20 protein-coding genes and 1 pseudogene are annotated in these 22,526 nt (G+C 66.1%); 10 read left to right on the forward strand and 11 right to left on the reverse strand.

Features of this window, described 5'->3' with window-relative positions:
- Window positions 1-98: 98 nt before the first annotated feature.
- Window positions 99-758, reverse strand: a complete 660-nt coding sequence (locus tag HTZ84_RS06165; protein WP_174679869.1) for a DUF6517 family protein — start codon at window positions 756-758, stop codon at window positions 99-101.
- Window positions 759-905: 147 nt separating this feature from the next.
- Here HTZ84_RS06165 and HTZ84_RS06170 point away from each other — a divergent pair, with 147 nt between their 5' ends.
- Entirely contained in the window at window positions 906-2,027 is a 1,122-nt protein-coding gene (locus tag HTZ84_RS06170; RefSeq protein WP_174679870.1) for a pyridoxal phosphate-dependent aminotransferase, read from the forward strand.
- Between the two features lie 79 nt (window positions 2,028-2,106).
- Complete coding sequence (locus HTZ84_RS06175) at window positions 2,107-2,436, forward strand: YbjQ family protein (RefSeq protein WP_174679871.1); 330 nt, start codon at window positions 2,107-2,109, stop codon at window positions 2,434-2,436.
- Window positions 2,437-2,447: 11 nt separating this feature from the next.
- Here the strand turns inward: HTZ84_RS06175 and HTZ84_RS06180 are convergent, their stop codons facing one another.
- Together HTZ84_RS06180 and HTZ84_RS06185 are read right to left on the reverse strand one after the other, a co-directional pair.
- Window positions 2,448-4,262: a multicopper oxidase family protein gene (locus HTZ84_RS06180; protein ID WP_174679872.1), complete on the reverse strand. Its 1,815-nt coding sequence runs from the start codon at window positions 4,260-4,262 to the stop codon at window positions 2,448-2,450.
- Window positions 4,263-4,542: 280 nt separating this feature from the next.
- Entirely contained in the window at window positions 4,543-5,112 is a 570-nt protein-coding gene (locus tag HTZ84_RS06185) for a type 1 glutamine amidotransferase domain-containing protein (RefSeq protein WP_174679873.1), read from the reverse strand.
- A gap of 134 nt (window positions 5,113-5,246) precedes the next feature.
- Between HTZ84_RS06185 and HTZ84_RS06190 the strand changes: the two genes are divergently transcribed.
- A complete protein-coding gene (locus tag HTZ84_RS06190) occupies window positions 5,247-6,212 on the forward strand; it encodes an NADPH:quinone reductase (RefSeq protein WP_174679874.1) in 966 nt (321 codons plus the stop codon).
- A gap of 130 nt (window positions 6,213-6,342) precedes the next feature.
- On the opposite strand, the gene HTZ84_RS06195 is transcribed toward HTZ84_RS06190, so the two are convergent.
- The 4 genes from HTZ84_RS06195 to HTZ84_RS06210 form a co-directional block, all read right to left on the reverse strand.
- Window positions 6,343-6,738, reverse strand: coding sequence for a DUF7344 domain-containing protein (locus HTZ84_RS06195; RefSeq protein WP_174679875.1), 396 nt, complete (start codon window positions 6,736-6,738; stop codon window positions 6,343-6,345).
- 118 nt (window positions 6,739-6,856) lie between these two features.
- Window positions 6,857-7,864, reverse strand: coding sequence for a TIGR04024 family LLM class F420-dependent oxidoreductase (locus HTZ84_RS06200; protein WP_174679876.1), 1,008 nt, complete (start codon window positions 7,862-7,864; stop codon window positions 6,857-6,859).
- A 147-nt stretch (window positions 7,865-8,011) separates the two neighbouring features.
- Window positions 8,012-8,893: a hypothetical protein gene (locus HTZ84_RS06205; protein WP_254611716.1), complete on the reverse strand. Its 882-nt coding sequence runs from the start codon at window positions 8,891-8,893 to the stop codon at window positions 8,012-8,014.
- A gap of 523 nt (window positions 8,894-9,416) precedes the next feature.
- Window positions 9,417-9,737, reverse strand: a complete 321-nt coding sequence (locus HTZ84_RS06210) for a hypothetical protein (protein WP_174679877.1) — start codon at window positions 9,735-9,737, stop codon at window positions 9,417-9,419.
- Window positions 9,738-10,067: 330 nt separating this feature from the next.
- Between HTZ84_RS06210 and HTZ84_RS06215 the strand changes: the two genes are divergently transcribed.
- Entirely contained in the window at window positions 10,068-11,489 is a 1,422-nt protein-coding gene (locus tag HTZ84_RS06215; protein ID WP_174679878.1) for an FAD-binding oxidoreductase, read from the forward strand.
- A gap of 24 nt (window positions 11,490-11,513) precedes the next feature.
- Here the strand turns inward: HTZ84_RS06215 and HTZ84_RS06220 are convergent, their stop codons facing one another.
- Both HTZ84_RS06220 and HTZ84_RS06225 read right to left on the reverse strand, forming a co-directional pair.
- The gene (locus HTZ84_RS06220) at window positions 11,514-13,508 is read right to left on the reverse strand and encodes a histidine kinase N-terminal 7TM domain-containing protein (protein WP_174682542.1); all 1,995 of its coding nucleotides are present in this window, start codon (window positions 13,506-13,508) and stop codon (window positions 11,514-11,516) included.
- 118 nt (window positions 13,509-13,626) lie between these two features.
- Window positions 13,627-15,318, reverse strand: coding sequence for a thiamine pyrophosphate-binding protein (locus tag HTZ84_RS06225; protein WP_174679879.1), 1,692 nt, complete (start codon window positions 15,316-15,318; stop codon window positions 13,627-13,629).
- A gap of 174 nt (window positions 15,319-15,492) precedes the next feature.
- On the opposite strand from HTZ84_RS06225, the gene HTZ84_RS06230 reads away from it, so the two are divergent.
- Window positions 15,493-16,359 carry a UbiA family prenyltransferase gene (locus HTZ84_RS06230; RefSeq protein ID WP_174679880.1) on the forward strand — a complete coding sequence of 289 codons (867 nt, stop codon included), beginning with the start codon at window positions 15,493-15,495 and terminating at the stop codon, window positions 16,357-16,359.
- Between the two features lie 31 nt (window positions 16,360-16,390).
- On the opposite strand, the gene HTZ84_RS06235 is transcribed toward HTZ84_RS06230, so the two are convergent.
- Entirely contained in the window at window positions 16,391-16,648 is a 258-nt protein-coding gene (locus HTZ84_RS06235) for an amphi-Trp domain-containing protein (protein ID WP_174679881.1), read from the reverse strand.
- 138 nt (window positions 16,649-16,786) lie between these two features.
- Between HTZ84_RS06235 and HTZ84_RS06240 the strand changes: the two genes are divergently transcribed.
- From HTZ84_RS06240 to HTZ84_RS06260, 5 genes and pseudogenes are all read left to right on the forward strand, one after another.
- A complete protein-coding gene (locus HTZ84_RS06240) occupies window positions 16,787-18,913 on the forward strand; it encodes a PAS domain S-box protein (protein WP_174679882.1) in 2,127 nt (708 codons plus the stop codon).
- A gap of 517 nt (window positions 18,914-19,430) precedes the next feature.
- Entirely contained in the window at window positions 19,431-19,646 is a 216-nt protein-coding gene (locus HTZ84_RS06245) for an acyl-CoA dehydrogenase (RefSeq protein WP_174679883.1), read from the forward strand.
- Between the two features lie 370 nt (window positions 19,647-20,016).
- Window positions 20,017-20,504: pseudogene (locus HTZ84_RS23160) on the forward strand (type II toxin-antitoxin system death-on-curing family toxin).
- 25 nt (window positions 20,505-20,529) lie between these two features.
- On the forward strand, window positions 20,530-20,670 hold the full coding sequence (locus HTZ84_RS06255; protein WP_006087969.1) for a hypothetical protein: 141 nt from the start codon (window positions 20,530-20,532) through the stop codon (window positions 20,668-20,670).
- 168 nt (window positions 20,671-20,838) lie between these two features.
- Entirely contained in the window at window positions 20,839-21,186 is a 348-nt protein-coding gene (locus HTZ84_RS06260) for a hypothetical protein (protein ID WP_174679884.1), read from the forward strand.
- A gap of 95 nt (window positions 21,187-21,281) precedes the next feature.
- Here HTZ84_RS06260 and HTZ84_RS06265 read toward each other — a convergent pair whose 3' ends face one another.
- The gene (locus HTZ84_RS06265) at window positions 21,282-22,460 is read right to left on the reverse strand and encodes a redox-regulated ATPase YchF (RefSeq protein ID WP_174679885.1); all 1,179 of its coding nucleotides are present in this window, start codon (window positions 22,458-22,460) and stop codon (window positions 21,282-21,284) included.
- Window positions 22,461-22,526 lie beyond the last annotated feature (66 nt).

Here is a 22,526-nt window from a genome sequence, read left to right on the forward strand (position 1 = left end):
CCGTGGTGAAAGGCGACGAGTACGGGACGAGCGGTGAAACGGGCCGATCTCCCGACGGACTCGACGGACTCGAGCCCGAACGTCGAGCCGGCGCTCGATCAGACGGGGTGTTCGACGGACTCCAGCAGCTCCTCGACGGTCGCCGACTCCGCGGCGAGCGCGGCGGGATAGCTGCCGACCAGCACCAGTCGATCGTCCTCGTGTGCGAACGACGTCACCGCGACGTCGACGTCGATTTCGTCGCCCTCGAACGTCGTCGTCCCCTCGAACACGTCGACCGACCGGCCGTCGCCGAGGATCTCGAGGCCGAACGACTCCCGGTGCGTGAGGTTCTCGATCGAGGCGCCGCCGCGCTCGAACTTGTCGCCGTACTCCGAGAGCAGTTCCTCGTTGCTCAACTCCCCGATCGGATTGAACGACCGGCCCGCGACCGAGACGTCGGGGATCGAAATCGCGGCGAACGCACAGCCCTCGCCCTCGGTGCCGCGGTGCTCGATCTCCTTCGTGTACGTCGAGGCCCAGACCGTCGCTTCGACGTCGCGCTCGACGCCGACGTCGACGCTCTCCTCGATGGTCTCCTGCTCGACTGCCTTCTCCTCGTAGTCGGCCGCCTCGAGCGCGTCGTCGGTCGGTGCCGCGCGTTCGGCCGCGACCTCGAGCGGGCCGTTTCCGAGCGCGAAATCGAGACAGCCGGCCGCGAGCGCGAGCGCGCCGGTCGCGCCGGACGCGAGAACCGTTCGGCGAAACGTAGTCATCATCCTCACCTTCGTCAGCAACTGTATATTCCTTGTGGCAGGCCGGCTCGGCTGTCAGCGCGGCGAAATTAGTGGAACCGGAGGTCCGCTGCTCGGGGGACGACGGCGAACACAGCAAGCGTTATCGGGGTCGCCCTCACCGGTTTAGGCATGACCGAGTTCGCCAATCGGGTCGAGCAGGTGTCGATCAGCGGGATTCGCGAAGTGTTCGAAGCCGCCAGCGAGGACGCGATCAACCTCGGGCTGGGACAGCCGGACTTCCCGACGCCCGCCCACGCTCGCCGCGGGGCGATCGAAGCGATCGAATCGGGCCACACGGACGCCTACACGTCGAACAAGGGCACGCGCAGCCTCCGGGAAGCGATCTCGGCGAAGTACGACCGGGACTACGGCCTCGAGATCGATCCCGCGGACGTCATCGCGACCTCGGGCGGCAGCGAGGCGCTGCACCTCGTCCTGCAGGCCCACGTGGATCCGGGCGAGGAGGTCATCTTCCCGGATCCCGGCTTCGTCTCCTACGACGCCCTGACGAACATCGCCGACGGGACGCCCAAACCGGTGCCGCTGCGCGAGGACCTCACGCTCGATCCCGCGACCGTCGAGGAAGCCATCACCGACGACACCGCCGTCTTCGTCGTCAACAGCCCCGCGAACCCGACCGGCGCGGTCCAGAGCGAGGCGGATATGCGCGAGTTCGCCCGCATCGCCGACGAGCACGACGTGCTCTGTCTCTCCGACGAGGTCTACGAGCACATCGTCTTCGAGGGCGCACACCGCTCGCCGATGGAGTTCGCCGAGACCGACAACGTGGTCGTCGTCAGCGCCTGTTCGAAGACCTACTCGATGACCGGCTGGCGGCTGGGCTGGGTCGCCGCCTCCGACCGCCGCATCGAGCGGATGCTGCGCGTCCACCAGTACGGCCAGGCCTGCGCCTCCGCGCCCGCTCAGTACGCGGCCGAGGCGGCGCTCACGGGCCCCCAAGAGCCGGTCGAGGAGATGGTCGAGACGTTCGAACGGCGGCGCGACCTCGTCGTCGACGGCCTCGAGGACGCCGGCCTCGAGGTACCGACGCCGGAGGGGGCCTTCTACGCGATGCCGAAGGTGCCCGAGGGCTGGTGTGACGAGGTGCTGGACCGCGGCGTGGTCGTGGTGCCGGGCGACGCCTTCGGCGAACACGGCGAGGGGTACGCCCGACTCTCGTACGCGACGGGCACCGAGGATCTGAAGGCGGCCCTCGAGATCATCGACGACGCGACGCGGGCGGTGCAGTAAGGGTCGCCGCCGTCCCGATTCGCGAGACTGATAGCTCGAGTAACACGTTTATAGTCCCGTCCGTCCTCTATCCACGTATATGGACGAGATCACCATCACAACGACGGATCGTCTCGAGGGCCGAGAGATCGTCGAGTACCGCGGCATCGTCTCGGGCGAGGCGATCATCGGCGCGAACGTCGTCAGCGATATCGCCGCCGGTATCCGCGATATCGTCGGCGGGCGCAGCGGCTCCTACGAGAAGAAGATCGCGACGGGCCGCGAGGAGGCGGTCGCCGACATCCGCGCGGAGGCCGAGGAACTCGGCGCCGACGCCGTCGTCGGCGCGTCGTTCGATTACGAGGAGATGGGCGAGGGAATGCTGTGGGTCAACCTCTCGGGAACCGCGGTGACGACGCGTCTCGAGTAGTCGGGGAGGAGCTACTCGTCGCTGTCGTCGTCAGCGGGCAGCACCCTGAAGGGGCGCATCATGTCGTAGTCCTCGTGCTCGATCATGTGACAGTGCCACATGTATTCGCCCGTCTGGTCGTTGAATAGCCCCTCGTACTCCCCGAAGTGAACGATCACGTGAACGACCTCTGCGGGATCGACGGTGACGACGTCGTTCCAGCCCAGTTCGTACGGCTCGGGCGACTCGAGCGCGTCCGGATCGACGCCGTCCGTATCCGAATCGTAGTCGCTCAGCGACTCTCGTCCCAGCACCTGGAAGTGGACGAGATGAAGGTGCATGGGGTGAGACATCGCGGTATTGTTGGCGATGCTCCAGATCTCGGTCGACCCGAGCTCCGGCTCCTCGGTGACGGGATCGTCGAGCGCGTACCCCGACGACTGCTCTCGGTTCCCCAGGAAGTGTTTCATCCGACCGTACTCGTCGCTCCCCGTGGCGAGCGTGAGGTGCCTGTGCTGGTCGACCGACTCGGCGCGGAGGTCGGGGACGTCGGTCAACGTCTCGGGCACCGTCTCGGGCTCCTCGGCCGACCCCGACTCCGCGACGTCGACGAGCACGATCTCGGAGAGCGGCTTCGTCTCGTCGCTGTTATCGACGGAACCGCGGTACAGCGACGGTGCGTCGTTGTGGAGCAGCAACGTCTCCCCCGCGTAGTCGGAGAAGTCGACGGCGACGTCGGCGCGCTGTCCCACCCCCATCTCGAGGCGGCCGTCGATCTCGACCGGCTCCGAGAGGAGGCCGCCGTCGTTCCCGACCTGGACGAACGACGGGCCCGCGCCGCCCGTCTCGCCCGTGGCCTCGTCGTACTCGAGCAGCTCGAGATTGTAATATCGGCTGTTGGACCCGTTGAGGAGTCGAAACCGGTACGTCTCGGGTTCGACGGAGAGCCGCGGCCAGGCCTTCCCGTTGACGACCGGGACGTCCCCGTAGAACTCCGGAACGATGCTCGTCTCGGGGTGCGAATCGTCGCCGCCTCGGTCCGCCGAAACGGCCGAGGGATAGAACAGCGACCCGTCCTCGTCGATACTCCGGTCTTGAATCACGAGCGGGATCTCGTACTCGTCTTCGGGCAGTCCGAGCTCCCGCTCGTGGTCGTTCCGGAGGAGATAGAACCCCGCGAGGCCGGCGTAGACGTTCAGTCGCGTGATGCCGACCGCGTGGTCGTGATACCACAGCGTCGCCGGCGGCTGGTCGTTGACGTAGTAGTAGTCCTTTTTTTCGAATTTCGGACCCTTTTCCGCGAAGTCACGGGTGAACCATCCCATGGCCTTGCCGTCGCTCGCGGCTTCGACGTTCCCGCCGTGGAGGTGCGTGACGGTCCGAACGCCGTCGATATCGTACGGGATCAGCTCCTCGTGAACCGTCGTGTCGACCGGCAGGAGGTGCTCGTCCGGCAGGTCGTTCTGCCACCGCACGTAGATCGGCTCGCCCTGCTCGGCCTCGATCGTCGGGCCGGGGAACTGCCCGTCGTACCCCCAAACGGTCGTCGGCGGCAGGTCGCTGTGGAGTTTCTGTTCGAACTCGTTCATCTCGAGTTCGTAGTAGGGCTGTCCGTCCTTCGTCCCGGTCGGCTCTGCGGCGCCCGGACGCGGTACCTCGTCGATCCACTTCTCGAGGTCGGGCGACGAGTGGTCCGCGACGGTCCGCGGGACCGTCTCCGGTCCGGTCTCAGACGGCGTACCGCCCGTGGCACAGCCCGCGAAGGCGGAAATTCCCGCCGCACCGGAGACCAGGAGGAGCTTCCGCCGCGAGATTCCCGTTCCGGCAGCCGGAGCGTGTTCGCTCATAGACGGGCATATGAATTCCCCACGAATAGGGGGACAGGCGGTTCCTATCGGGTGAGAACCGGCAGAATATGTTCGCCGCACTGTTTATATGCTCGAGTAGTCCCAGGACGTCTGCTGAGCGGCCGTCGCTACCGAGACGTGTTCTCACGCCGTCGGTAGCGTAGAGGGGACGGGCTACTGAATCCGCGACGAGGAGTACGGCGACGTACCGAACGCGGCGTCCGCGAGTAGGTTCGGCCGAGAAATCCCGTCGCGATCGACCGCCGCGAAGCCGTTCCCGTTAGCTCCGCTCGTCGAATTCCTCGAGGATCGTCTCGCAGAAGGCCTCGAGGTCGTCCGGGTTCCGACTCGTGATCAGGCCGTCGTCGACGACGACCTCCTCGTCGACCCACTCGCCGCCGGCGTTACGGACGTCGGTCTGGAGGCTGTGGTAGGAGGTCAGTTGCTTCCCGTCGACGACGTCCGCCTCGACCAGCGTCCACGGGCCGTGACAGATGACGGCCGTCGGCTTGCCGGCCTCGACGTGCTGGCGGAGCAGTTCGACGCCCTCGTCTCGCGTCCGGAGGGTGTCCGCGCCGACGGTGCCCCCGGGGACGATCACCGCGTCGTAGTCGTCCGCGGAGACCTCGTCGAAGCCCTTCTCGATCTCGTAGCTCTCGCTCTCCTCCAAGTCGTTGTTCACCGTCTGCCCCTCGCCGGTCTCGCTCCCGACGACGTCGACCGTCGCACCGGCGTCGGTGACGAGGTCCTTCGGTTCGACGAACTCTACCTCCTCGGTGCCCTCCTGCGCGAGGAACACCGCGACCGACACGTCCTCGAGTTCGCTGCCGTCGACGTCGATATCTACCATGTGTTCGGGTAGAGTCGTCAAACGGAGAAGGGTTGGACTTGCTGGTGCAGCCGCGACGATTCGACCACTCGTCGACCGCGCGAGCCGCCGGGAACTGTAGTCTTATACGCCTCTGCGGGCATGGTACCAACGAGATGCGCGCTGTACGCCTTCACGACCACGGCGACGCGGACGTACTGCAGGTAGACGACGTCGACCGACCCGAGCCCGGCGAGGACGAACTGCTCCTCGAGGTGGCCGCCGCGGGGATCAACCCCGTCGACACCTACTTCCGGGACGGCTCGTACGAACCGGTCGGCGTGCCCTTCACGCCGGGCGTCGACTTCGCCGGCGTCGTCGCCGAGACCGGCGCGGGCGTCGACGGCTTCTCGGCGGGCGACCGCGTTTTCGGAACCGGAATCGGCAACGGCGGCTTCCAGGGCGCCTACGCCGAGTACGCGACGGTCCCGACGGACCGGGTGGTTCACCTGCCGGACGGCGCGGACCTGTCCGAGGCCGGCGCGGCGGGCGTCGCCGCCGTCACCGCCTGGCGCGCGCTGGTCGACCACGCCGCGCTCGACCCCGCCGAGCGCTGTCTGGTCCACGGCGGCTCCGGCGGCGTCGGCCACGCCGCGGTTCAGATCGCCGACGCGGTCAGCGCACGGGTCATCACCACCGCTTCGGCGGAGTATCACGAGACCCTCGCGGACCTCGGCGCCGAAACGGTCCTCGACTACGGGCGCGACGACCTCGCGGACGCCGTCCTCGAGGCCAGCGACGGGGGCGTCGACGCCGTGTTAGACCACCGGCTGGACGACTACCTCCAGTTCGACGCGGACGTCGCCGCGACCGGCTGTCGCGTCGTCGGGATCGGCGAGAACAGCCCCGATCCGGGCTTCTCGAACGACGGCGCCGCCCGCTCGAAGGACGTCAGCTACCAGTTCATGAGCATGTTCAACACGCCGGACCTGCGCGTCCCGCTGCGCGGCGTCGCCCACCTCCTGGCGACCGACGAGCTGTCGATCGAACTCGCGCGAACGTACGACCTCGAGGAGGCGGCCCAGGCTCAGCGCGACGTGATGAACGACAGCTTCCTCGGAAAGTTGGTCCTCGAGCCGTAACGCGACCACGTTCGGGGGTTCGACAGGCGATTCCGTGACGACGCGATAGCGACCTACGCTGCGCTGTCCAGTTCGCTATCTACTACAGAACAACAGTTCGCTGCTCGCTCGAGAAACTCGCCGAAACCCGTTATCGAAGCGGTCCGCAGACGGCCTCCTGCCGGTCCAGCAGCGTGCGGCCGCGCTCGCGGAGCGTGAGCGTCTCCGTCTCCGAATCGTAGTCGATCGCGCCCGCGGCGGCCAACTTCGGGACGTGAAGGTGGTGCAGCGAGATGCGAACCTCCCGTACGTCCCGCGAGGAGACGCCGGCGAGGTCCGAAATCGCTCCCGGGTCGGGGTTCCGTGCCTCGGTCGCGATCGCTTCCGCGATCTCGGACAGCGTCGCGGTGCCGTCGGCGCGCTCGAGGAAGCGCAACAGCGCTCGTCGCCGCTGATCGGCCAACAGTCCCATCACCGTATCGACGTCCTCGCCGCTGAAATCGTCCACATCGGGGCTCGCGGACGGTGAGTTGCCGGGCGGAATCATACCCCCTATAGGCGTCGCACGGTATTTAACCGATCTGTGAGTGCGATCGAAACACTCGGCCGGCACCGGTCGAAATAGCGACGGTGGCGTCGGTATCGTGAAGCCTCCCGTGAACGGGTCAGACGAGATCGGCGACCGCTTCCATCGTCGTCACCTTCTCGTCCTCGGTCATCTCGTTGACGAAGCCGATTCGAACCGCGTCGACGCCCTCGATGGCCGCGTACTCGTCGACCCACTCCCGGACCTCGTCGGGCGTTCCTGCCGGGGCGAGGTCGTCAAGCGCCGCGTCGGGAAGGGCTGCGGCCATCGCGTCCGTGTCTCGGTCGTCCCAGGCCGCCCGAACGTCCGCGACGACGTCGGCGTACCCCTGCTCGGCGACCGAATTGCCGTAGTAGGGGCCGTAGGCGCCGAGCAGGAACGCGATCGTCGATCGCGCCTTCGCCCGCGCGGCCTCGCGGTCCTCGCTGGCGATTCCGCGGACGATCGGGGCCACGCGCAGGTCCTCGAGGTCCTTGTCCGCGAGGTCGGCCCCTCGCTCGAGGTCGTCGAGGCGATCCTCGAGGCCCGCTTTCGTGAAGAGTTGGGGCGTCCAGCCGTCGCCGAAGCGGCCGGCCATCTCGGTGGCCGTCGGGCCGAGCGTCCCGAGGTCGATCGGCGGCGGGTTCTCGGGAACCTCGCGCTCGTAACCGAGTCCGGCGATATCGAAGATTTCGCCCTCGTAGGCCGGATTGCCGTCGTCGTAGACCGACCGGATCACCTCGATGGCCTCGCGCGTGCGCCGGAGCGGTCGGTCGAACTCGAGGCCGTGCCAGCGTTCGGTGATCGCGGGCGAACTCGGGCCGAGACCGAGGCGGAACCGCCCGTCGGAGGCGTCGTGCATCGTCAGCGCCGTCTGGGCGAGCAGCGCCGGCGAGCGGCCGTACGGCGAGATGACGTCGTTGGAGATGCCCAGTTCCTCAGTGCGGTCGGCGGCCAGCGTCAGCGGCGGCACGATGTTCCAGCCGGTCGTCTCGCCGACCGTGATGCGGTCGAAGCCCAATTCCTCGGCCTGCACGGCGCGGTCGGCGACGTCCTGCGGGCGCTCGTAGTCGTTGAGCCGCACCAGCAGGTCCAACTCGGCGTTCACGGATCCGTCCTCCACGGTAGTCGAATCGGTCGGCTGACTGTCATCGTCCGCTACCGCGACAGCCAATCACATAAAATTATGATGTTTTCGTTCAGCCGCGCGCTCGACCGATCGCGGAACGGTGGACGTCTCGATTCGCGTTCGACGTCACCGCTCGGGTCGGTTCTGCAGGGTGTCCAGACAGAGCAGTCCCGCGCGGGCCTGGATCGCGACGAGTTTCCAGATCGGGATCGTCTCGTAGTCGAGTTCCGCTCGGATATCCTCGAGTCGCTCGAAGAAGACGTCCTCGAGCGCGGCTTTCGTCTCCGCGAGTGTCTCGCGAGCGCCCCCGTCGGCGCTCATCGCGGCGCGGTCGATCGATCGTACCAGCATCCCCAGGTACGTCAATAGGTGATACTGCCTGAGGAAGTGCTCGTCGACGCGCTGGGCGACCGTCGCCGGTTGGTCCGTCTCCGCGGCCGATTCCGCCCACTCGAGTTTCGACTCGAGTTCGTCCTCGAAGTGGGGGACGGCCCCCGTCGCCTCCCGGGCCATCGGCGTCTCCGGTAAGTGCTCGGCGACGGCATCGATCCCGTCTCGCATCGCCTCGAGGAGCGTCTGCCGCTTTCGAACCCCCTCCCGGATGACGTCCGCGCGGGTGCGCTCGAGTTCGGTTCGATCCCGTATCTGCGGATCGCGGAAGTACGGCAGTTCGACGACGAGTTCGACGACGTCCTCGTTGAACCGGGTGGCGTAGTCGTAGGCGTTGCCGCCGAGGAGCGCCGTTTCGGGGTCGACGTCGTCTTGGTCCTGAACGTCGCCGAACTGATCCGCGAAGGTCGGCAGTCGATAGACGACGTCGTCGAACGCCTCCATCGCGAACCACTCGGGTTCGCCCCGGTGGAGCGGAACGTCGTACTCCCCCGGGAGCGACGAGAGCGCGTCGTAGAGCGGTTCGAGAGGGTCGGAGAGGTAGTAGTAACAGCCGCCGAACGCGGCGTTGTGGAAGCTGTAGACGAACTCCGGGCGGCGGGTCTCGATCAGGTCCATCAGCGCCCGCGTCCCCGGCGCCGGGTCGTCGAAGGCGTAGCCCTCGCGTTCGACCGGAAAGGTGGCTTCGACCTGCTCGTCCGGCGGCGTTCGGTAGAAGTTCTGCGCGTAGTTCGAGAGCGTGAACGGGGAGTTCGTGGAGCAGGAAGTCGATCGTCATCGACCCGATCGGTTCGTTCGGGTGGGGCGCGCCGAACAGGAGCGCGCTCCGGTCGCCGTCGCCGACGGTGACCGTCCACAGCGGCTCGCCGTTCGCGCTCTCGCCGCGTTCGTCGTACTCGACGTGATCGTGCTCGGCCGCGAGCGCCCGGTCGCGCTCGCGGTGTTCGTCCACCGTGAAGAACGACTCGTAGCGGGGAATCGCGCCGTCGATCCATTCGAACGTTCGCGTCGGCGACGACGGAGAAACTGTCATGTATCTATTATTTCTGCGCACCCTATAATAAATCCTCTCGGTTATTCTATGGAAGGAAGAATCGCCGCATCGCACGGTCGGCTCGCGTCGCAACGGGACTGGACACGGCTACGGAGGCGTCGACCCACCGTCCTCGAGAATCTCTGTACAGACCTCCTTCGCCGCCTCGAGGTGATCGTCGGCTCCCTCGTGGCCCGTTTCGTCGACTTCCGCGAGCAGGTGCTGAATCTTCTCGACTCGCTCGAGGACCGTCGTCCGATCGAGGTCGCTCGTCGCGACGTCGGCAGCGACGGCTTCGGCCTCGCCGAGCCAGCGGTTCGCCGTCCGGTCGATCGGCAACTCGGCGGTGGCCTCGAGGTGATAGTGAAGCTCCGCTAGCTCGTTCTCGGCCCCATCCCCCGTTTGGACTGGATTGGAATCGTCGGTCATGATCGGTATCAGGGGTCCGAGAAGTGTAGTAGTTGACCAGTGAAAACACTCCAATATACTGTGTCTCCGATAACAGCTCTCGTTCGAATCCGGTAACGTGCTCTAATCAGCAGTCCCGAGTAATGTCGGACTCCGGTCTCGACGACCGTTCGCGTAGCGACGCTGCGCGAAGGCTCAACGAGAGAGTACCGCCGGAACGGGCGAAGCCCGTGAAGGCGGCCTTTTTAGCGTAGATTTTTGCGCCGAGCGGTTCCGAACGCAGTGAGGAATCCCGAGGCGTAAAAAGGTACGTCGGGAAACATTGATGCAGGTAGTGAATAATGTGCCCGTATGACACACGACTGCTCGTTCCTCGAGGACCTCGACCTCGCGGACGACCAGCTCTCGTTCGCGGAGGGACGCCGAGAATCGCACGCGGCCGATTTCGGCACCGAGCGGAGCGGCGGCGTACTGCCTGACGCGGTCGTCTACCCCGAGCGCACGGCCGACGTCTCGGCCGTCCTCGAGGCCGCGACCGAGCGCGGCGTTCCGGTCACGCCCTACGCGGCCGGCACGGGGCTCGAGGGCAACGCCGTCCCGGCCCGCGGCGGGATCAGCCTCGATCTGACGCGGATGGACGCGATCGTCGACTACCGGCCCGACGACTTTCAGATCGACGTCGGACCTGGAATCATCGGTTCGGCCGTCGACGAGCACGTCGCGCCGGACGGCCTCTTCTTCCCGCCGCTGCCCTCCTCGGGCGACATCTCCACGATCGGCGGGATGATCGCGACCGACGCCAGCGGGATGCAGACGGTCAGGTACGGCGAGGTCGCCGACTGGGTGCTCGGACTCGAGGCCGTCCTCGCGGACGGGACCGTCGTCGAGACCGGGTCGCGGGCGAGCAAGACCTCGAGCGGCTACAACCTGACCGACCTGCTCGTCGGCAGCGAGGGGACGCTGGCGGTGGTCACCGAAGCCACCCTCGAGTTGTCGGGCCGGCCGGAACAGATCCGCGGCGGACGGGCGATCTTCGAGACGCTCGAGGACGCGGCCGAGGCCATCTCCGAGGCGGTGCGCACCGAGGTCGACGTCGCCAAGATCGAACTCGTCGACGGGCTGAGCGCCCGGATGGCGAACCGCTACCTCGGCGGCGACCTCCCCGACGCGCCGATGGTCTTCCTCGAGTTCCACGCCAACCACGGGATCGAGACGGAGATCGACCTCTGCCGGACGATCTTCGAGGGCCACGGCGTCCGCCGGTTCGAAGTGAGCGCCGACGAGACGGCGATGGCCGACCTCTGGGAGGCCCGCCGGGAACTGGCGTACGCCATGCGGAACTACGAACCTGAGCTCCGGCCGCTCCACCCCGGCGACGTGACGGTGCCGATCAGTTCCTACCCCGAGATCGTCCGCGAGGTCAAACGGCTCGCCGACGAGCACGACCTCCTCGTCCCCTGTTACGGGCACGCGGGGGACGGCAACCTCCACTACAGCCCCCTCGTCGATCCGGACGATCCCGACCAACTCGAGCGGGGCGACCGAGTCTACCGCGAGGTCGTCGAGCGGGCGATCGAAATAGGCGGGACCGCGACCGGCGAACACGGCATCGGTCAGGGGAAACGGAAGTACCTCGAGCCGGAACACGGCGCGGGCGCCGTCGACGCCATGCGGTCGATCAAACACGCGCTCGATCCGACGGGAACCCTGAATCCGGGCAAACTCTTCCCGGAAACCGAAGACGGTGAGGGCGTGCGGAAGCCGCGGCGCTGACGGCGAGGGCTCGAGTCGCGACCTTCATTCGTCGTCGGTCGCCTCGACGAACTCGACGCCGGTAATCTCGAATCGCGCGCCGCCGCCGTCGGCGTCGCTCGCCGCGATCGACCAGCCGTGGTGGTCGACGACGTCGGCGACGATCGACAGTCCGAGCCCCGTTCCCCCGTCGCCGGTCGTGTATCCCGGCTCGAAGAGGCGGTCGGGTTCGGCCGCGAAGCCCCGACCCGTGTCCGCCACGTAGAACCCGTCCTCGAGCGCGCCGACGGTGACGGTGACGGCGCCGCCGTCGCGTTCGACCTGCCGGCGAGGCCGCGACTCGAGGGACGCAGAGCCGTGTTCCACGCTGTCGTCAGCGCGGTTCTCGCGCTGACTGCTTGTCGAGCCGTGCTCGACACTGTCGTCGGCCTGCGGCCGACTGCCCGTGGAACCGTGTTCCACGCTGTCCTCGGGAGCGTCAGCGACCGAGGGCTCGGAAGACGCGGAGCGTCTTCCGTCGTCCTGACGAGCGTGCGAGTCAGGGCTCGTGGAGCCGTGCTCCACGGCGTCCTCCTGAGCTTGCGAAGGAGAGCCTGTCGAACCGTGTTCGACAGCGTTCCGAAACAGGTTCTCGAGCAACTGGCGGAACTGTGCGGGGTCGGCGCGGATCGTCCGATCGTCGGCGACCGTAAGCGCGGCGTCGCCCGTGTCGACCGTCTCCCAGGCCGCCCTCGCCGCGGTCTCGAGGGCGACGGGTTCGGGCTCGAGGGCGGCCTGCCCCTGGCGGGCGAGCGTCAGGACGTCGTCGATCAGTTCCTCCATTCGCTCGTGGGACCGAGCGATCGTGCGGACGTGCTCGGGATCGTACTCCTCCTCGAGCAGGTCGAGGTAGCCCTTCGACACCGTCAGCGGGTTGCGCAGGTCGTGACTGACCACGCTGGCGAACTCGTCGAGCTTGCGGTTCTTGCGCTCGAGTTCGCGCTCCCGTCGGACGCGGTCGGTCACGTCGTGGACGACGATCGTCCAGCCGAGAGGGCCGCCGCGGCCGTCGATGGGCGAGACCGAGAGCTCGTAGGTGCGACGCTCGGCGCCGTCGGCGAGCGAGAACTGGGCGACGTGATCGTCGCCGTCCTCGGAGGGCGCATCGATCACCGCGTCGACGTCGACCGTCGGAACGACGTCGTCGACGGGAGTACCGACGAGCGCGTCGCGGTCCCGCTCGAACAGACGCTGTGCGACGGGGTTGCTGTCGATGATCCGACGGTCGGCGTCGACGACGAGCACGCCGTCCTCGAGGTTGGCGACGACCTCGTTGCGCGCGATCGGCGCGAGCTCGAGCAGGTGGTAGCGGTAGAGGCCGAACGTGATCGCGAGCCCGGTGATCGTCAGCCCGATCGGGGTCGTCCCGATGATCTCGAGGGACGAACTCGCGACGACGGCCGACGACCAGGGAACCGCCACCGCGACGAGGAGGGCGATCCCCTGCCAGCGGTGGAGGCTGTTGCTCCGAACTGCGACGTCGAGGACGACGATCGCGGTGGCCGCGAGACAGAGCGTCGCGTACGCGAGGTGGACGAACAGCCCGACGTTCGGCTCCGCGGTGACGACCGTCGCCGGGTCGGCCCACGGGACGTTCAGCGGGACCGTCGCCTCGAACGGCGGCCCCCACAGGACGCGGGTCCGACCGTTGAGCGCCAACAGGCCGATCATGACCAGCGGCTCGATCGCCAACAGCCCGAGTCGGCGGCGGGTGAGCCAGCGGTCCCGCCCCGTGTACTCGAGAGCGAAGACGAGAACCAGCGTCGGGATGAGGGCGGCCGACACCCACTGGAGGTCCGCCCAGCGGGCCTTCCAGACGAACGCCGTCGACTCGACCTCGAGGACGTGCGTTCCCAGCCAGAACGCGACGCTCGCCATCAGCGCGGAGAGCGGGACCGAACCGGCGGCCGGACGCGACCGCCACGCCGCGACCGCGGTCCCGACGGCGACGGCGAGGGACAGCAACAGCACGATGCTGTACGGGTTGATCATCCAGCCCATCCGTGATACCTCTCTCTGCATCAACGACGGTCAAGTGTCTACCGGCCTACCACTGATGCGACCGGCCCCTCGGTCGGACGTTGCCCGCCCTCGAGGGCCCGGCCGTTCGGCGCTCGGCTCAGTCGTGGACCAGCACGTCGAGGACGTCCGGGCCGTCCCGGGCCAGCGCGTCCGCCAGCGCCTCGTCGATTTCGTCGGGGGTTTCGACGAGCTCGGCGCTGGCGCCGTGGCTCTCGGCGTTTTGCACGAGGTCGACGCCGGGCTCGAAGTCCATGCCGACGAACTCGTAGTCCTCCTCCTCGCCGCCCATGAGGTGGAGGGTGTTGTCCTTGAGGATGCGGTAGTTGCGGTTGTCCGAGATGACGACCGTCAGGTCCAGATCGTAGCGGGCGGCGCTGTAGATCGAGTGGGGATAGTACTGGTAGGAGCCGTCGCCGATGAAGCCGACCACGTCGCGGGGGTCGTCCCGCTGGGCCTCCGCGACGGCCGCGCCGACCGCCGCCGGGAGCCCGTAGCCGAGACCGCCGCCCTTGTTCGAGATGTACTGCTCGGGCGCGAACTCCCACCGCGTCAGCATGGCGTACTTCGAGGTGACGCCCTCGTCGACGATGGCGGCGTCGCCCGCGACGCGTTCCATCGCGTCGACCAGTTCGGCCTTCGAAGCGCGCGGGTCGTCCTCGGCGTCGCCCTCGCCGTAGCCCGACATCTCGGCCGCGACCAGTTCCTTCACCTCGGCGACCGACTCGAGGCGGTCGGCCACGACGTCGTCGGAGAGTTTGCCCCGTACGCGCTCGGTCAGTTCCTGCATGACGAGGCCGGGATCGCCGACGACCGCCGCGTCGGCGGGCTGGTTCTTCCCGACCTCCCAGGCGTCGTCGCTGAGATGGATGCAGGTCGTGTCGGGGTCGACCAGCGCCTCCTCGTGGCGGGTCAGCGTCGTGTTCGTCGAGACGCCGGCGAAGCAGATCGTGTCGGTGTCCATCAACGTCGCGGCGGCGTCCTCGCTGGTCGGCAGGTAGGAGACCCACTGGTCGTGGTCGGTCGGGAAGTCGACCTCGCAGGAGAGGATCTCGCCGTGGACGCGGGCGCCGGTCGCCTCGGCGAGTTCGTCCGCCGCGGCGACGGCGTCGGCGCCCGAGCGGGCGACGTGGTCGCCGACGACCAACGCCGGATCGTCGGCCTCGGCCAGCAGGTCGGCGGCCCGCTCGAGCTGTGCGGGGTCGCCGCTGCCCGCGTTCGGGATCGGGCCCAGCCGCTCGGGCTCGGCGTCGGTCTCGGCCATCGTGACGTCGAGCGGCAACGCGAGGAAGACCGGCCCGGTCGGGGGCGTCATCGCGACCCGGAACGCCCGCCGGAGCATCGTCGGAAGCGCGGCGACGTCTAACACCTCGTCGGACCACTTGCAGAACTGGCGGGCCATGTCGGCGAGTCGGCCCGAGAGGATCGGCTCCTCGTGGCGGAAGTCGGTGCTGTGGTTGCCCGCGGTGACGACCAGCGGCGCGCCGGCGACCTCGGCCGCGTAGAGGTTCCCCAGTCCGTGGGCCAGTCCGGGCGCGATGTGGAGGTTGGCCACCCCGACCGGCGTGATCGAGTCGTCGTGGTGGGCGTGGTACCGACGCCGCTGGGCGTAGCCGCCGGCCATCCCGACCGCGATGTCCTCGTGGAGCCCGAGCCGGTACTCGAGGTCGCTCTCGCCGATCGCTTCCACGATCGGTAGCTCCGTCGTTCCCGGATTCCCGAAGACGTAGTCGACGCCGTAGGACTCGAGCGCGTCCGTGAAGAGATCGGCTCCGGTGTACCCCTCTGTCATGCCCGTCAGTGGCACGGGACGGCACATCAAACTGTGCGTTACGGAGCGACGCGCCGGTTGCGGAGAGACCGGCCCGAATCCGCGGCGAGCGTATCGGGGCCCACGGGTACACCCGACCCGCAGCGAACGGCGTGCCGGCCCGGGTATTATACATCAGTTCGTTGTCGCTCGAGTATGGCCCTCGCGAGAACCGGTACGGGCCCGCGAGCGACGGTGCGAGCGTTCCTGTCACAGGTCCACCCCGTCTTCATGACGCCGCCGGTCGCGGCGGCGCTGTTCGGTGCGGTCCTCGCCGGGCGGATCGATCCGACGGTCGCGGCGATCCACGCCGTCGCGATCTTCGCCGCGGTCTACACGGCCCACGTCAAGGACGGCTACGTCGACTTCCACGTCCGCGGCGAGGACGACGAGCACCCGCTGACCGAGCGAGGGTGTCGGGTGGGTCTGGCGCTCTCGACGGCGGTCTTCGCCGCCTGCTGCGGGCTCCTGTGGGCGCTCGTCGATCCGATCGCGGTCGCCCTGACGCTGCCCACGTGGCTGATCGCCTACCACCACGCGCCGCAGTTGGACACGAACCCCCTCACCGCGACGACCGGCTACCCGCTCGGGATCGCCCTCGCGATCCTCGGCGGGTTCTACGCGCAGGCCGGGACGATCAGCGGCGTCGCGCTGGGGTTCGCCCTCGTCTTCCTCGTGCTCCTGTCGGGGGTCAAGGTCATCGACGACGCCCAGGACTACGACTACGACCGGTCGATCGAGAAGCGCACCGTCGCCGTCACCGTCGGGCCGGACCGCGCGTACGCGCTGGCCTACGGGCTGATGCTGACGGCCCTGCTGGCCGTCCTCGCCTTCGCCGTCGCTCGCGTCTTCCCGCCGACGACGGCGCTGGCCGCGCTCGCCTTCGGCGCGGTCGCGCTCGTCGCCCGCCGCGCGGAGCCGACCGTCGCTACGATGTTGCTCGTCCGCGGCTCCTACGTCTTCCTCGCCGTGCTCGTCACCGCCGTCTGGTTCGAGCCGCTCGCCGGCGTCGGGTTCCCGTGAAGAAATTGTAACGAGTCGACGACGGCGCCGCTCACTCCCCGTCGGACGACTTCGGCGGCTTCCAGTCCATTTTGAGGGAGATCGTTTCGTGCGAGCCCCGCAGGATCGACGACCGCTCGCGGACGCCCAGCTCGTAGGCGATCGACTGCGACGGCCGGAGCTCCACCGTCTTGTTCCCCGTCCGGACCGACGCCGGGCCGTCGCCCTCGAGCTCGTCGGCCAGCTCGCGGAGTCGTTCGGCGGCCTCGTCGCGCGTGAGTTCCTCGGCGGAAAGGGTCTTGTCCACCATACGGAACTCTCCAACGAATTCCGGCAAAAACGATGTGCCTAACGAGGATGGCCTCGAGTCGCGGGGCGCCCGGACCCGTCGGTCGAGAGCCGGAGAGACGCCAGAACAATTTTGGTATCGAAGCCGTGTGCAACGGTAATGGGCGATACCGTTCGGATTCTTCTCGTCGACGACGATCCGAGTCTCGCCGAGTTAGCCGCGACCGTTCTCGAGCGGGAGGACGACCGGTTCAGCGTCGAAACGGTCGCCAGCGCCGGCGAGGGCCTCGCGTTCCTCGCCGACCACGAGGTCGACTGCGTCGTCTCGGACTACGACATGCCCGGTCGGGACGGGATCGCGTTTCTCGAAGCCGTCCGCGCGGACTACCCGGACCTGCCGTTTCTCCTGTTTACGGGCAAGGGCAGCGAAGCGGTCGCCAGCGAGGCGATTTCGGCCGGCGTCACGGACTACCTCCGGAAGGAGTCCACCACCAGTCAGTACGCGGTGCTGGCGAACCGGATCGGCAACGCCGTCGAACAGTATCGAGCGAGACGCGCCATCGAGGACGCCGAGCGGAAACTCTCTCGAATCGCCGAGAACACGAACGACGTGCTCTTTCTGTTCGACGGCGACTGGAGCGAGCTGCTGTTCGTCAACTCCGCGTACGAAGCGATCTGGGGCCGGCCGATCGACACCCTTCGGGAGGATTCCAGGTCCTTCCTCGACGCCGTCCACCCCGACGACCGGGAGCGCGTGCGTCGGTCGATGGAGCGGCTCTCGAACGGTGCGGAAGACGAGATGGAATACCGCGTGGTTCGCCCCGACGGCGAACGGCGGTGGGTTCGCGCCGAGACCAAACCGGTCTTCGACGGCGAAACCGTCTCCCGGATCGTCGGCTTCGTCCGCGACATCACCGACCGAAAGCGACGCGAGCGGGAACTCGAGCGGACGAGCGACCTCCTCGAGAAGACCGAGCGCATCGCCGACGTCGGCGGCTGGGAACTCGATACGGACACGAGAGACGTGTTCTGGACGGACCACCTCTTCGAACTGCTGGGGTACGACGAGGTGCCCTCGCTGGAGGAGGCCCTCTCGGTCTACCACGAGGACGACCGCCCGGCCGTCGAACGCGCCGTCGAAGCGGCGCTCGACTACGGCGATTCCTTCGACATGGAAGTGCGGGCGCGACGACCGGACGGCGAGATCCGCTGGCTTCGGGTCCAAGGCGTTCCGACGGTCGAAGACGGAACGGTCGTGACGCTCCGCGGTGCGGTTCAGGACATCACCGACCGAAAGGAGCGCGAACGCGACCTCGAGCAGGCCCGCGCGGAGTACGAGGAACTGATCAACGGGATGAACGATACGGCCTGGGTTATCGGTCCCGACCACACGTTCCTGACGGTGAACGACGCCGCCGTCGAAACGCTCGGCTATTCGAAGGCGGAACTGCGTTCGATGCGCCCGCACGATATCGACGCGGGCCTCGACGACGAGGAAATCACGGACCTCATCGAGGGGATGCCGGAGGACGAGGTGCAGGTCTTCGAGACGGTCCACGAGACGAAGTCCGGGGAAACGTTCCCCGTCGAGATCAGTTCCAGTATTATTTCCTACCGGGGGGAGACCGCGGTGTTGTGCATCGGACGGGACATCTCGAGTCGCAAGGAGCGCGAGGAGCAACTGGCGGAGTTCGCGTCCGTCGCGAGCCACGATCTCCGGAACCCGCTCACCATCGCTCAGGGCAGACTGGAACTGGCCCGCGAGGACTGCGACAGCGACCACCTCGACGAGGTCGAGCGGGCACACCGACGGATGAGCGCGTTGATCACGGATCTACTGTCGCTGGCCAACGACGGCGAGCGAATCGGGGAGACGGAACCGGTCGACCTCGACGCGTTCGCCCGGTGCTGTTGGGACCACGTCGCGACCGCCGAGGCGACGCTCGTCGTCGATCTCGACCGGACGATTCGGGCCGATCGAAGCCGTCTCCGGCAGCTCTTCGAGAACCTCATGCGGAACGCGATCGAACACGGCGGCGCTGACGTAACGGTCGCTGTCGGCGGATTCGAGGACGGCTTCTTCGTGGAAGACGACGGCGACGGAATCACCGAGACGCAACGCGAACGAGCGCTCGAGTCCGGCTACTCGACCGTCGAGGATGGAACCGGGTTCGGCCTCTCGATCGTCGAACAGGTGGCCGACGCCCACGGCTGGGACGTCCGCGTGACCGAGGGCGCCGACGGCGGCGCGCGGTTCGAGATCACCGGCCTCGAGCGAGCCGACTGAGCGGAGACGGCGGACGGGATCGATCGACGAGAATCGGGATCGGAACTGTCGGTCGAGCGTTCGTGCCCGCGGTGCTAATCACTGCTTCAGAGGGTTATTACAGCCGTCGAGCACCCAAGAAGTATGTTCACCGAATTGTAACTACGACCGATGCCCACCCGGTTGAACGTAGTCGCAGTCGGCTGTCTCTCGAGCGGACTGTTCGTAGCGACCCTCATCGCCCCTCGTTCCCCGAGTTGCCGGTCTCGTCGTGTACCGACGTCGGGTACACAGGTAACGGGCCGCCCGGCGGGTTCGAGTTCTACGAGTTTCACCGCGGCTGGATGGGGTACTCGCCGGACGGGGGCGTGAATCGATGCGATACGCCGATCGTGACGAGCGCAGTTGCGTTACTCGGTATCGGGAGCGCGAGTCTCGGTTACGAGCGCTGGCAGCGGTAGCTCGTTTCATCCCGAACACGGGCAACACCGGTGTCAGACCACCAACTACTATACGAGACGACGCTCGATATAGTACCATGGCTGAAGCAGTACGGAGTTTCTTTGCGGAAACGGAGAATACGAGGCTTCGCGGTGCGTTAGTTCTTCTTCTGGGTTCCGGTCCGCTGCTGTTCCTGTTTCTCACGAACCCCGAGATCGCGAATCCGTACTACGTATTCGGACTCGGGATAACGGCCGTGGCAGTTCTCACTGGAGCGTTTCTTCTTATTTCTTCTCAGATGGGTAGTTGTTGATCTATCCGCCGACACAGCTCGCTGTGCCCGGCTAAAACGCAAATACTGAGCCTTATTATTGGCACATTGTCAGTTCGTACTCACGATCTTGATTACCGATACGGAGTCGACACGGTGTACACAACGGATAAAGTTGATAGCAAAGGATTACCCCGGGCGCGGTCTAAACGGCGAAATGAATGGCTGATTCGTTCTGGTACCCGTCCAGCTCGCTGTGCCCGGCTAAAACGCAAATACTGAGCCTTATTATTGGCACATTGTCAGTTCGTACTCACGATCTTGATTACCGATACGGAGTCGACACGGTGTACACAACGGATAAAAGTTGATAGCAAGGATTACCCCGGGCGCGGTCTAAACGGCGAAATGAATGGCTGATTCGTTCTGGTACCCGTCAGTCGACGACGTTCTCGACATCCACGACGATATTGTATCGGAGTATTCCGACACGCACGCTGGCGTCCAGAATCGTGGCGATATCGAGTTTGCCCTGAACTACGTCGAGAACGGGAGTTTCGAGACGGTACCCGAGACGATTCACGAGAAAGCGTTTCACCCCTCAGACTGTTGGTGGCGAACCACCCGTTCGTCGATGCAAACAAGCGCACTGCGCTCAACACGACGGTTGTATTCTACTTTCTCAACGGATATCGATTCACGTACGACGACGAGATCAGGACGATTCTCAAGCAGTTCGGCACCGATCAAGCGACCGTCGATGAAGCGAAAACCGTCGAATATCTGCGTTCACACACTGAAGAGATCAACCTCGCGGGAGAGATCGAACAATGGCGCGACGACCTCATCCAGTACGGACTGGATGAACTAACCGGTGGCTCGTCTAACCCGAACGATTAACCGCAGTCGGGACGATAATCTAAACATGGCGACCGAGGAAGGTTCGGAGTCCGGCTCCCCGCTCGATGAGGTGATGGACGATATCCGACGAGAACTCGTCCAGCGAGTAGCAGCGGCAGACCGGGACGCGAACCGAGATATCTACGACGCGCTCGAAAACGAGTAACGCGCTACGGTTCCAGTTTTATCAGTTCGTACTCACGATCTTGATTACTATTTTTGAGTACACACAGTGTGCACAACGTATAAATTCCATCTGCTTCGATCTTCGCGGTCACTGCAGATGCGAATGGAACGGCAGAAGTATTATTCGCTGAGCTGACACAGGTAGCGTATGGCAGACGATATTTCACTGGATGGACGGACACTTGCTAGCGTTGCAAATGATGAAGGCGGAGAAGTGGGTGCAGATACCATCTTTCACTTCGAGCAGAACGGCGAACGAATATACGCGAACTATTCTGGTGGCAGTGTTGTGGACGGACATTTGGTTGGAACCTTCGATGGGGAACAGTGGAATATCCGGTACACTCAAATAAATACAGAAAACGAAACCGCTACCGGCCACTCCATCGGTGATGTCGAACTTCTCGACGATGGTCGTATTAGAGTTGAAGATGAGTGGGAATGGGAATCGAAGCCCGGGAAGGGTGAGTCAGTGCATGAAGAAATTGACCAGTAGATGATTTCAACATAATTAACCTCCGACCGTTCACTACTCGACCGATACTGAACGCTGTTCTCGACGAAAATATGTAGAGCTATGAGGATTGTTTGTCAATTGGTGCTCACGATCTTGATCACGTCGCCCTCCTCGAGTTCGTACTCCTCGCCGACCTCTCGGTTCGTCTTCGCGTTGACGGCGTGGAGGTAGCCGTCGCCGATGTCGGAGTGGACGGCGTAGGCCAGATCGACCGGCGTCGAGCCGTCGGGCAGCAGGAAAGCGTCGGGCAGGATGTTGCCGCTCCCGTCGGACCACTTCGCGGCGTCCTCGACCGGATAGGCGGTGAGGTGCTCGAGCAGGTCGTAGACCGCGTAGTTCAGCGCGCCCTGGACGCCGGTGCCGCCGTGCTCGGCCATCGTCTCGGCCAGGTCCTCGAGGGCGCCGCGCTGGGCGTCGTTGACGTCGTCGCCGATCGCCAGCGTCTCGTCGCCGGGGTCGTAGTCGACTAACCCGTTGTCGGCGGCGCGTCGAAGGGCGAGTTCGCCCTCGGCGGTCGTGGGGATGACGGGCTTGTCGAGGTCGAGCAGTTTCTCGACGTTCTCCTCGGGGGCGACGTCGATCTTGTTCGCGGCGACGACGATCGGTTTGGTCCGCTCGCGGACCAGCCGCGCGAGTTCCTCGCGGTGGTCGTCCTCCCACTGGATCGGGTCCTCGGGGTAGTCGAGTTCCCGGAGGACGACGGCGATCTGTTTGGGCGACGCGCCGAAGCCCGAGAGCATGTCCGCCAGGACGTCGTCGATGTCGAAGTCGGGCGAGCGGGACTTGCGCTCGACGGACTCCCAGTTGCGCTCGACGATGCCGGCCAGCCAGAGGTCCATCTCCTCCTCGACGAAGTCGATGTCCTCGAGCGGGTCGTGCTCGCCGATGTCGACGGGTTCGCCCTTCTCGTTGGTGCCGCCGGAGGCGTCGATCACGTTGACGATGACGTCGGCGTTGGTGAGTTCGTCGAGGAACTGATTTCCGAGGCCCTTCCCCTCGTGGGCGCCCGGCACCAGCCCCGCCACGTCGATCAGTTCGATCGGGACGTAGCGCTTGCCGTCCTCGCAGTTGTCGGCGTTACAGCGCTCCTCGCGCTCGAGGCAGGGGCACTCGGTCCGGACGTAGCTGACGCCGCGGTTGGCGTCGATCGTCGTGAAGGGGTAGTTGGCGACGTCGACGTCGGCCATCGTCGCCGCGGTGTAGAACGTGGACTTGCCGGCGTTGGGCTTTCCGGCAAGCGCGATCGAAAGCATACCGTTCGGTACTCGCGTGGCGCAAAATTGCCTTTCGATTGGGGATTCTCCGACGGCGGGCGCGAC

Origin of the sequence: Haloterrigena gelatinilytica (assembly GCF_013342145.1) — an archaeon.
GTDB classification, from domain to species: domain Archaea; phylum Halobacteriota; class Halobacteria; order Halobacteriales; family Natrialbaceae; genus Haloterrigena; species Haloterrigena gelatinilytica.

What these genes read in the sequence shown, in the direction of transcription:
- HTZ84_RS06165 (WP_174679869.1), bottom strand. Translation starts at nt 758, where the DNA reads ATGATGACTACGTTTCGCCGAACGGTTCTCGCGTCCGGCGCGACCGGC.
- HTZ84_RS06170 (WP_174679870.1), top strand. Translation starts at nt 906, where the DNA reads ATGACCGAGTTCGCCAATCGGGTCGAGCAGGTGTCGATCAGCGGGATT.
- HTZ84_RS06175 (WP_174679871.1), top strand. Translation starts at nt 2,107, where the DNA reads ATGGACGAGATCACCATCACAACGACGGATCGTCTCGAGGGCCGAGAG.
- HTZ84_RS06180 (WP_174679872.1), bottom strand. Translation starts at nt 4,262, where the DNA reads ATGAGCGAACACGCTCCGGCTGCCGGAACGGGAATCTCGCGGCGGAAG.
- HTZ84_RS06185 (WP_174679873.1), bottom strand. Translation starts at nt 5,112, where the DNA reads ATGGTAGATATCGACGTCGACGGCAGCGAACTCGAGGACGTGTCGGTC.
- HTZ84_RS06190 (WP_174679874.1), top strand. Translation starts at nt 5,247, where the DNA reads ATGCGCGCTGTACGCCTTCACGACCACGGCGACGCGGACGTACTGCAG.
- HTZ84_RS06195 (WP_174679875.1), bottom strand. Translation starts at nt 6,738, where the DNA reads ATGATTCCGCCCGGCAACTCACCGTCCGCGAGCCCCGATGTGGACGAT.
- HTZ84_RS06205 (WP_254611716.1), bottom strand. Translation starts at nt 8,893, where the DNA reads ATGGACCTGATCGAGACCCGCCGCCCGGAGTTCGTCTACAGCTTCCAC.
- HTZ84_RS06210 (WP_174679877.1), bottom strand. Translation starts at nt 9,737, where the DNA reads ATGACCGACGATTCCAATCCAGTCCAAACGGGGGATGGGGCCGAGAAC.
- HTZ84_RS06215 (WP_174679878.1), top strand. Translation starts at nt 10,068, where the DNA reads ATGACACACGACTGCTCGTTCCTCGAGGACCTCGACCTCGCGGACGAC.
- HTZ84_RS06220 (WP_174682542.1), bottom strand. Translation starts at nt 13,508, where the DNA reads ATGGGCTGGATGATCAACCCGTACAGCATCGTGCTGTTGCTGTCCCTC.
- HTZ84_RS06225 (WP_174679879.1), bottom strand. Translation starts at nt 15,318, where the DNA reads ATGACAGAGGGGTACACCGGAGCCGATCTCTTCACGGACGCGCTCGAG.
- HTZ84_RS06230 (WP_174679880.1), top strand. Translation starts at nt 15,493, where the DNA reads ATGGCCCTCGCGAGAACCGGTACGGGCCCGCGAGCGACGGTGCGAGCG.
- HTZ84_RS06235 (WP_174679881.1), bottom strand. Translation starts at nt 16,648, where the DNA reads ATGGTGGACAAGACCCTTTCCGCCGAGGAACTCACGCGCGACGAGGCC.
- HTZ84_RS06240 (WP_174679882.1), top strand. Translation starts at nt 16,787, where the DNA reads ATGGGCGATACCGTTCGGATTCTTCTCGTCGACGACGATCCGAGTCTC.
- HTZ84_RS06245 (WP_174679883.1), top strand. Translation starts at nt 19,431, where the DNA reads ATGGCTGAAGCAGTACGGAGTTTCTTTGCGGAAACGGAGAATACGAGG.
- HTZ84_RS06255 (WP_006087969.1), top strand. Translation starts at nt 20,530, where the DNA reads ATGGCGACCGAGGAAGGTTCGGAGTCCGGCTCCCCGCTCGATGAGGTG.
- HTZ84_RS06260 (WP_174679884.1), top strand. Translation starts at nt 20,839, where the DNA reads ATGGCAGACGATATTTCACTGGATGGACGGACACTTGCTAGCGTTGCA.
- HTZ84_RS06265 (WP_174679885.1), bottom strand. Translation starts at nt 22,460, where the DNA reads ATGCTTTCGATCGCGCTTGCCGGAAAGCCCAACGCCGGCAAGTCCACG.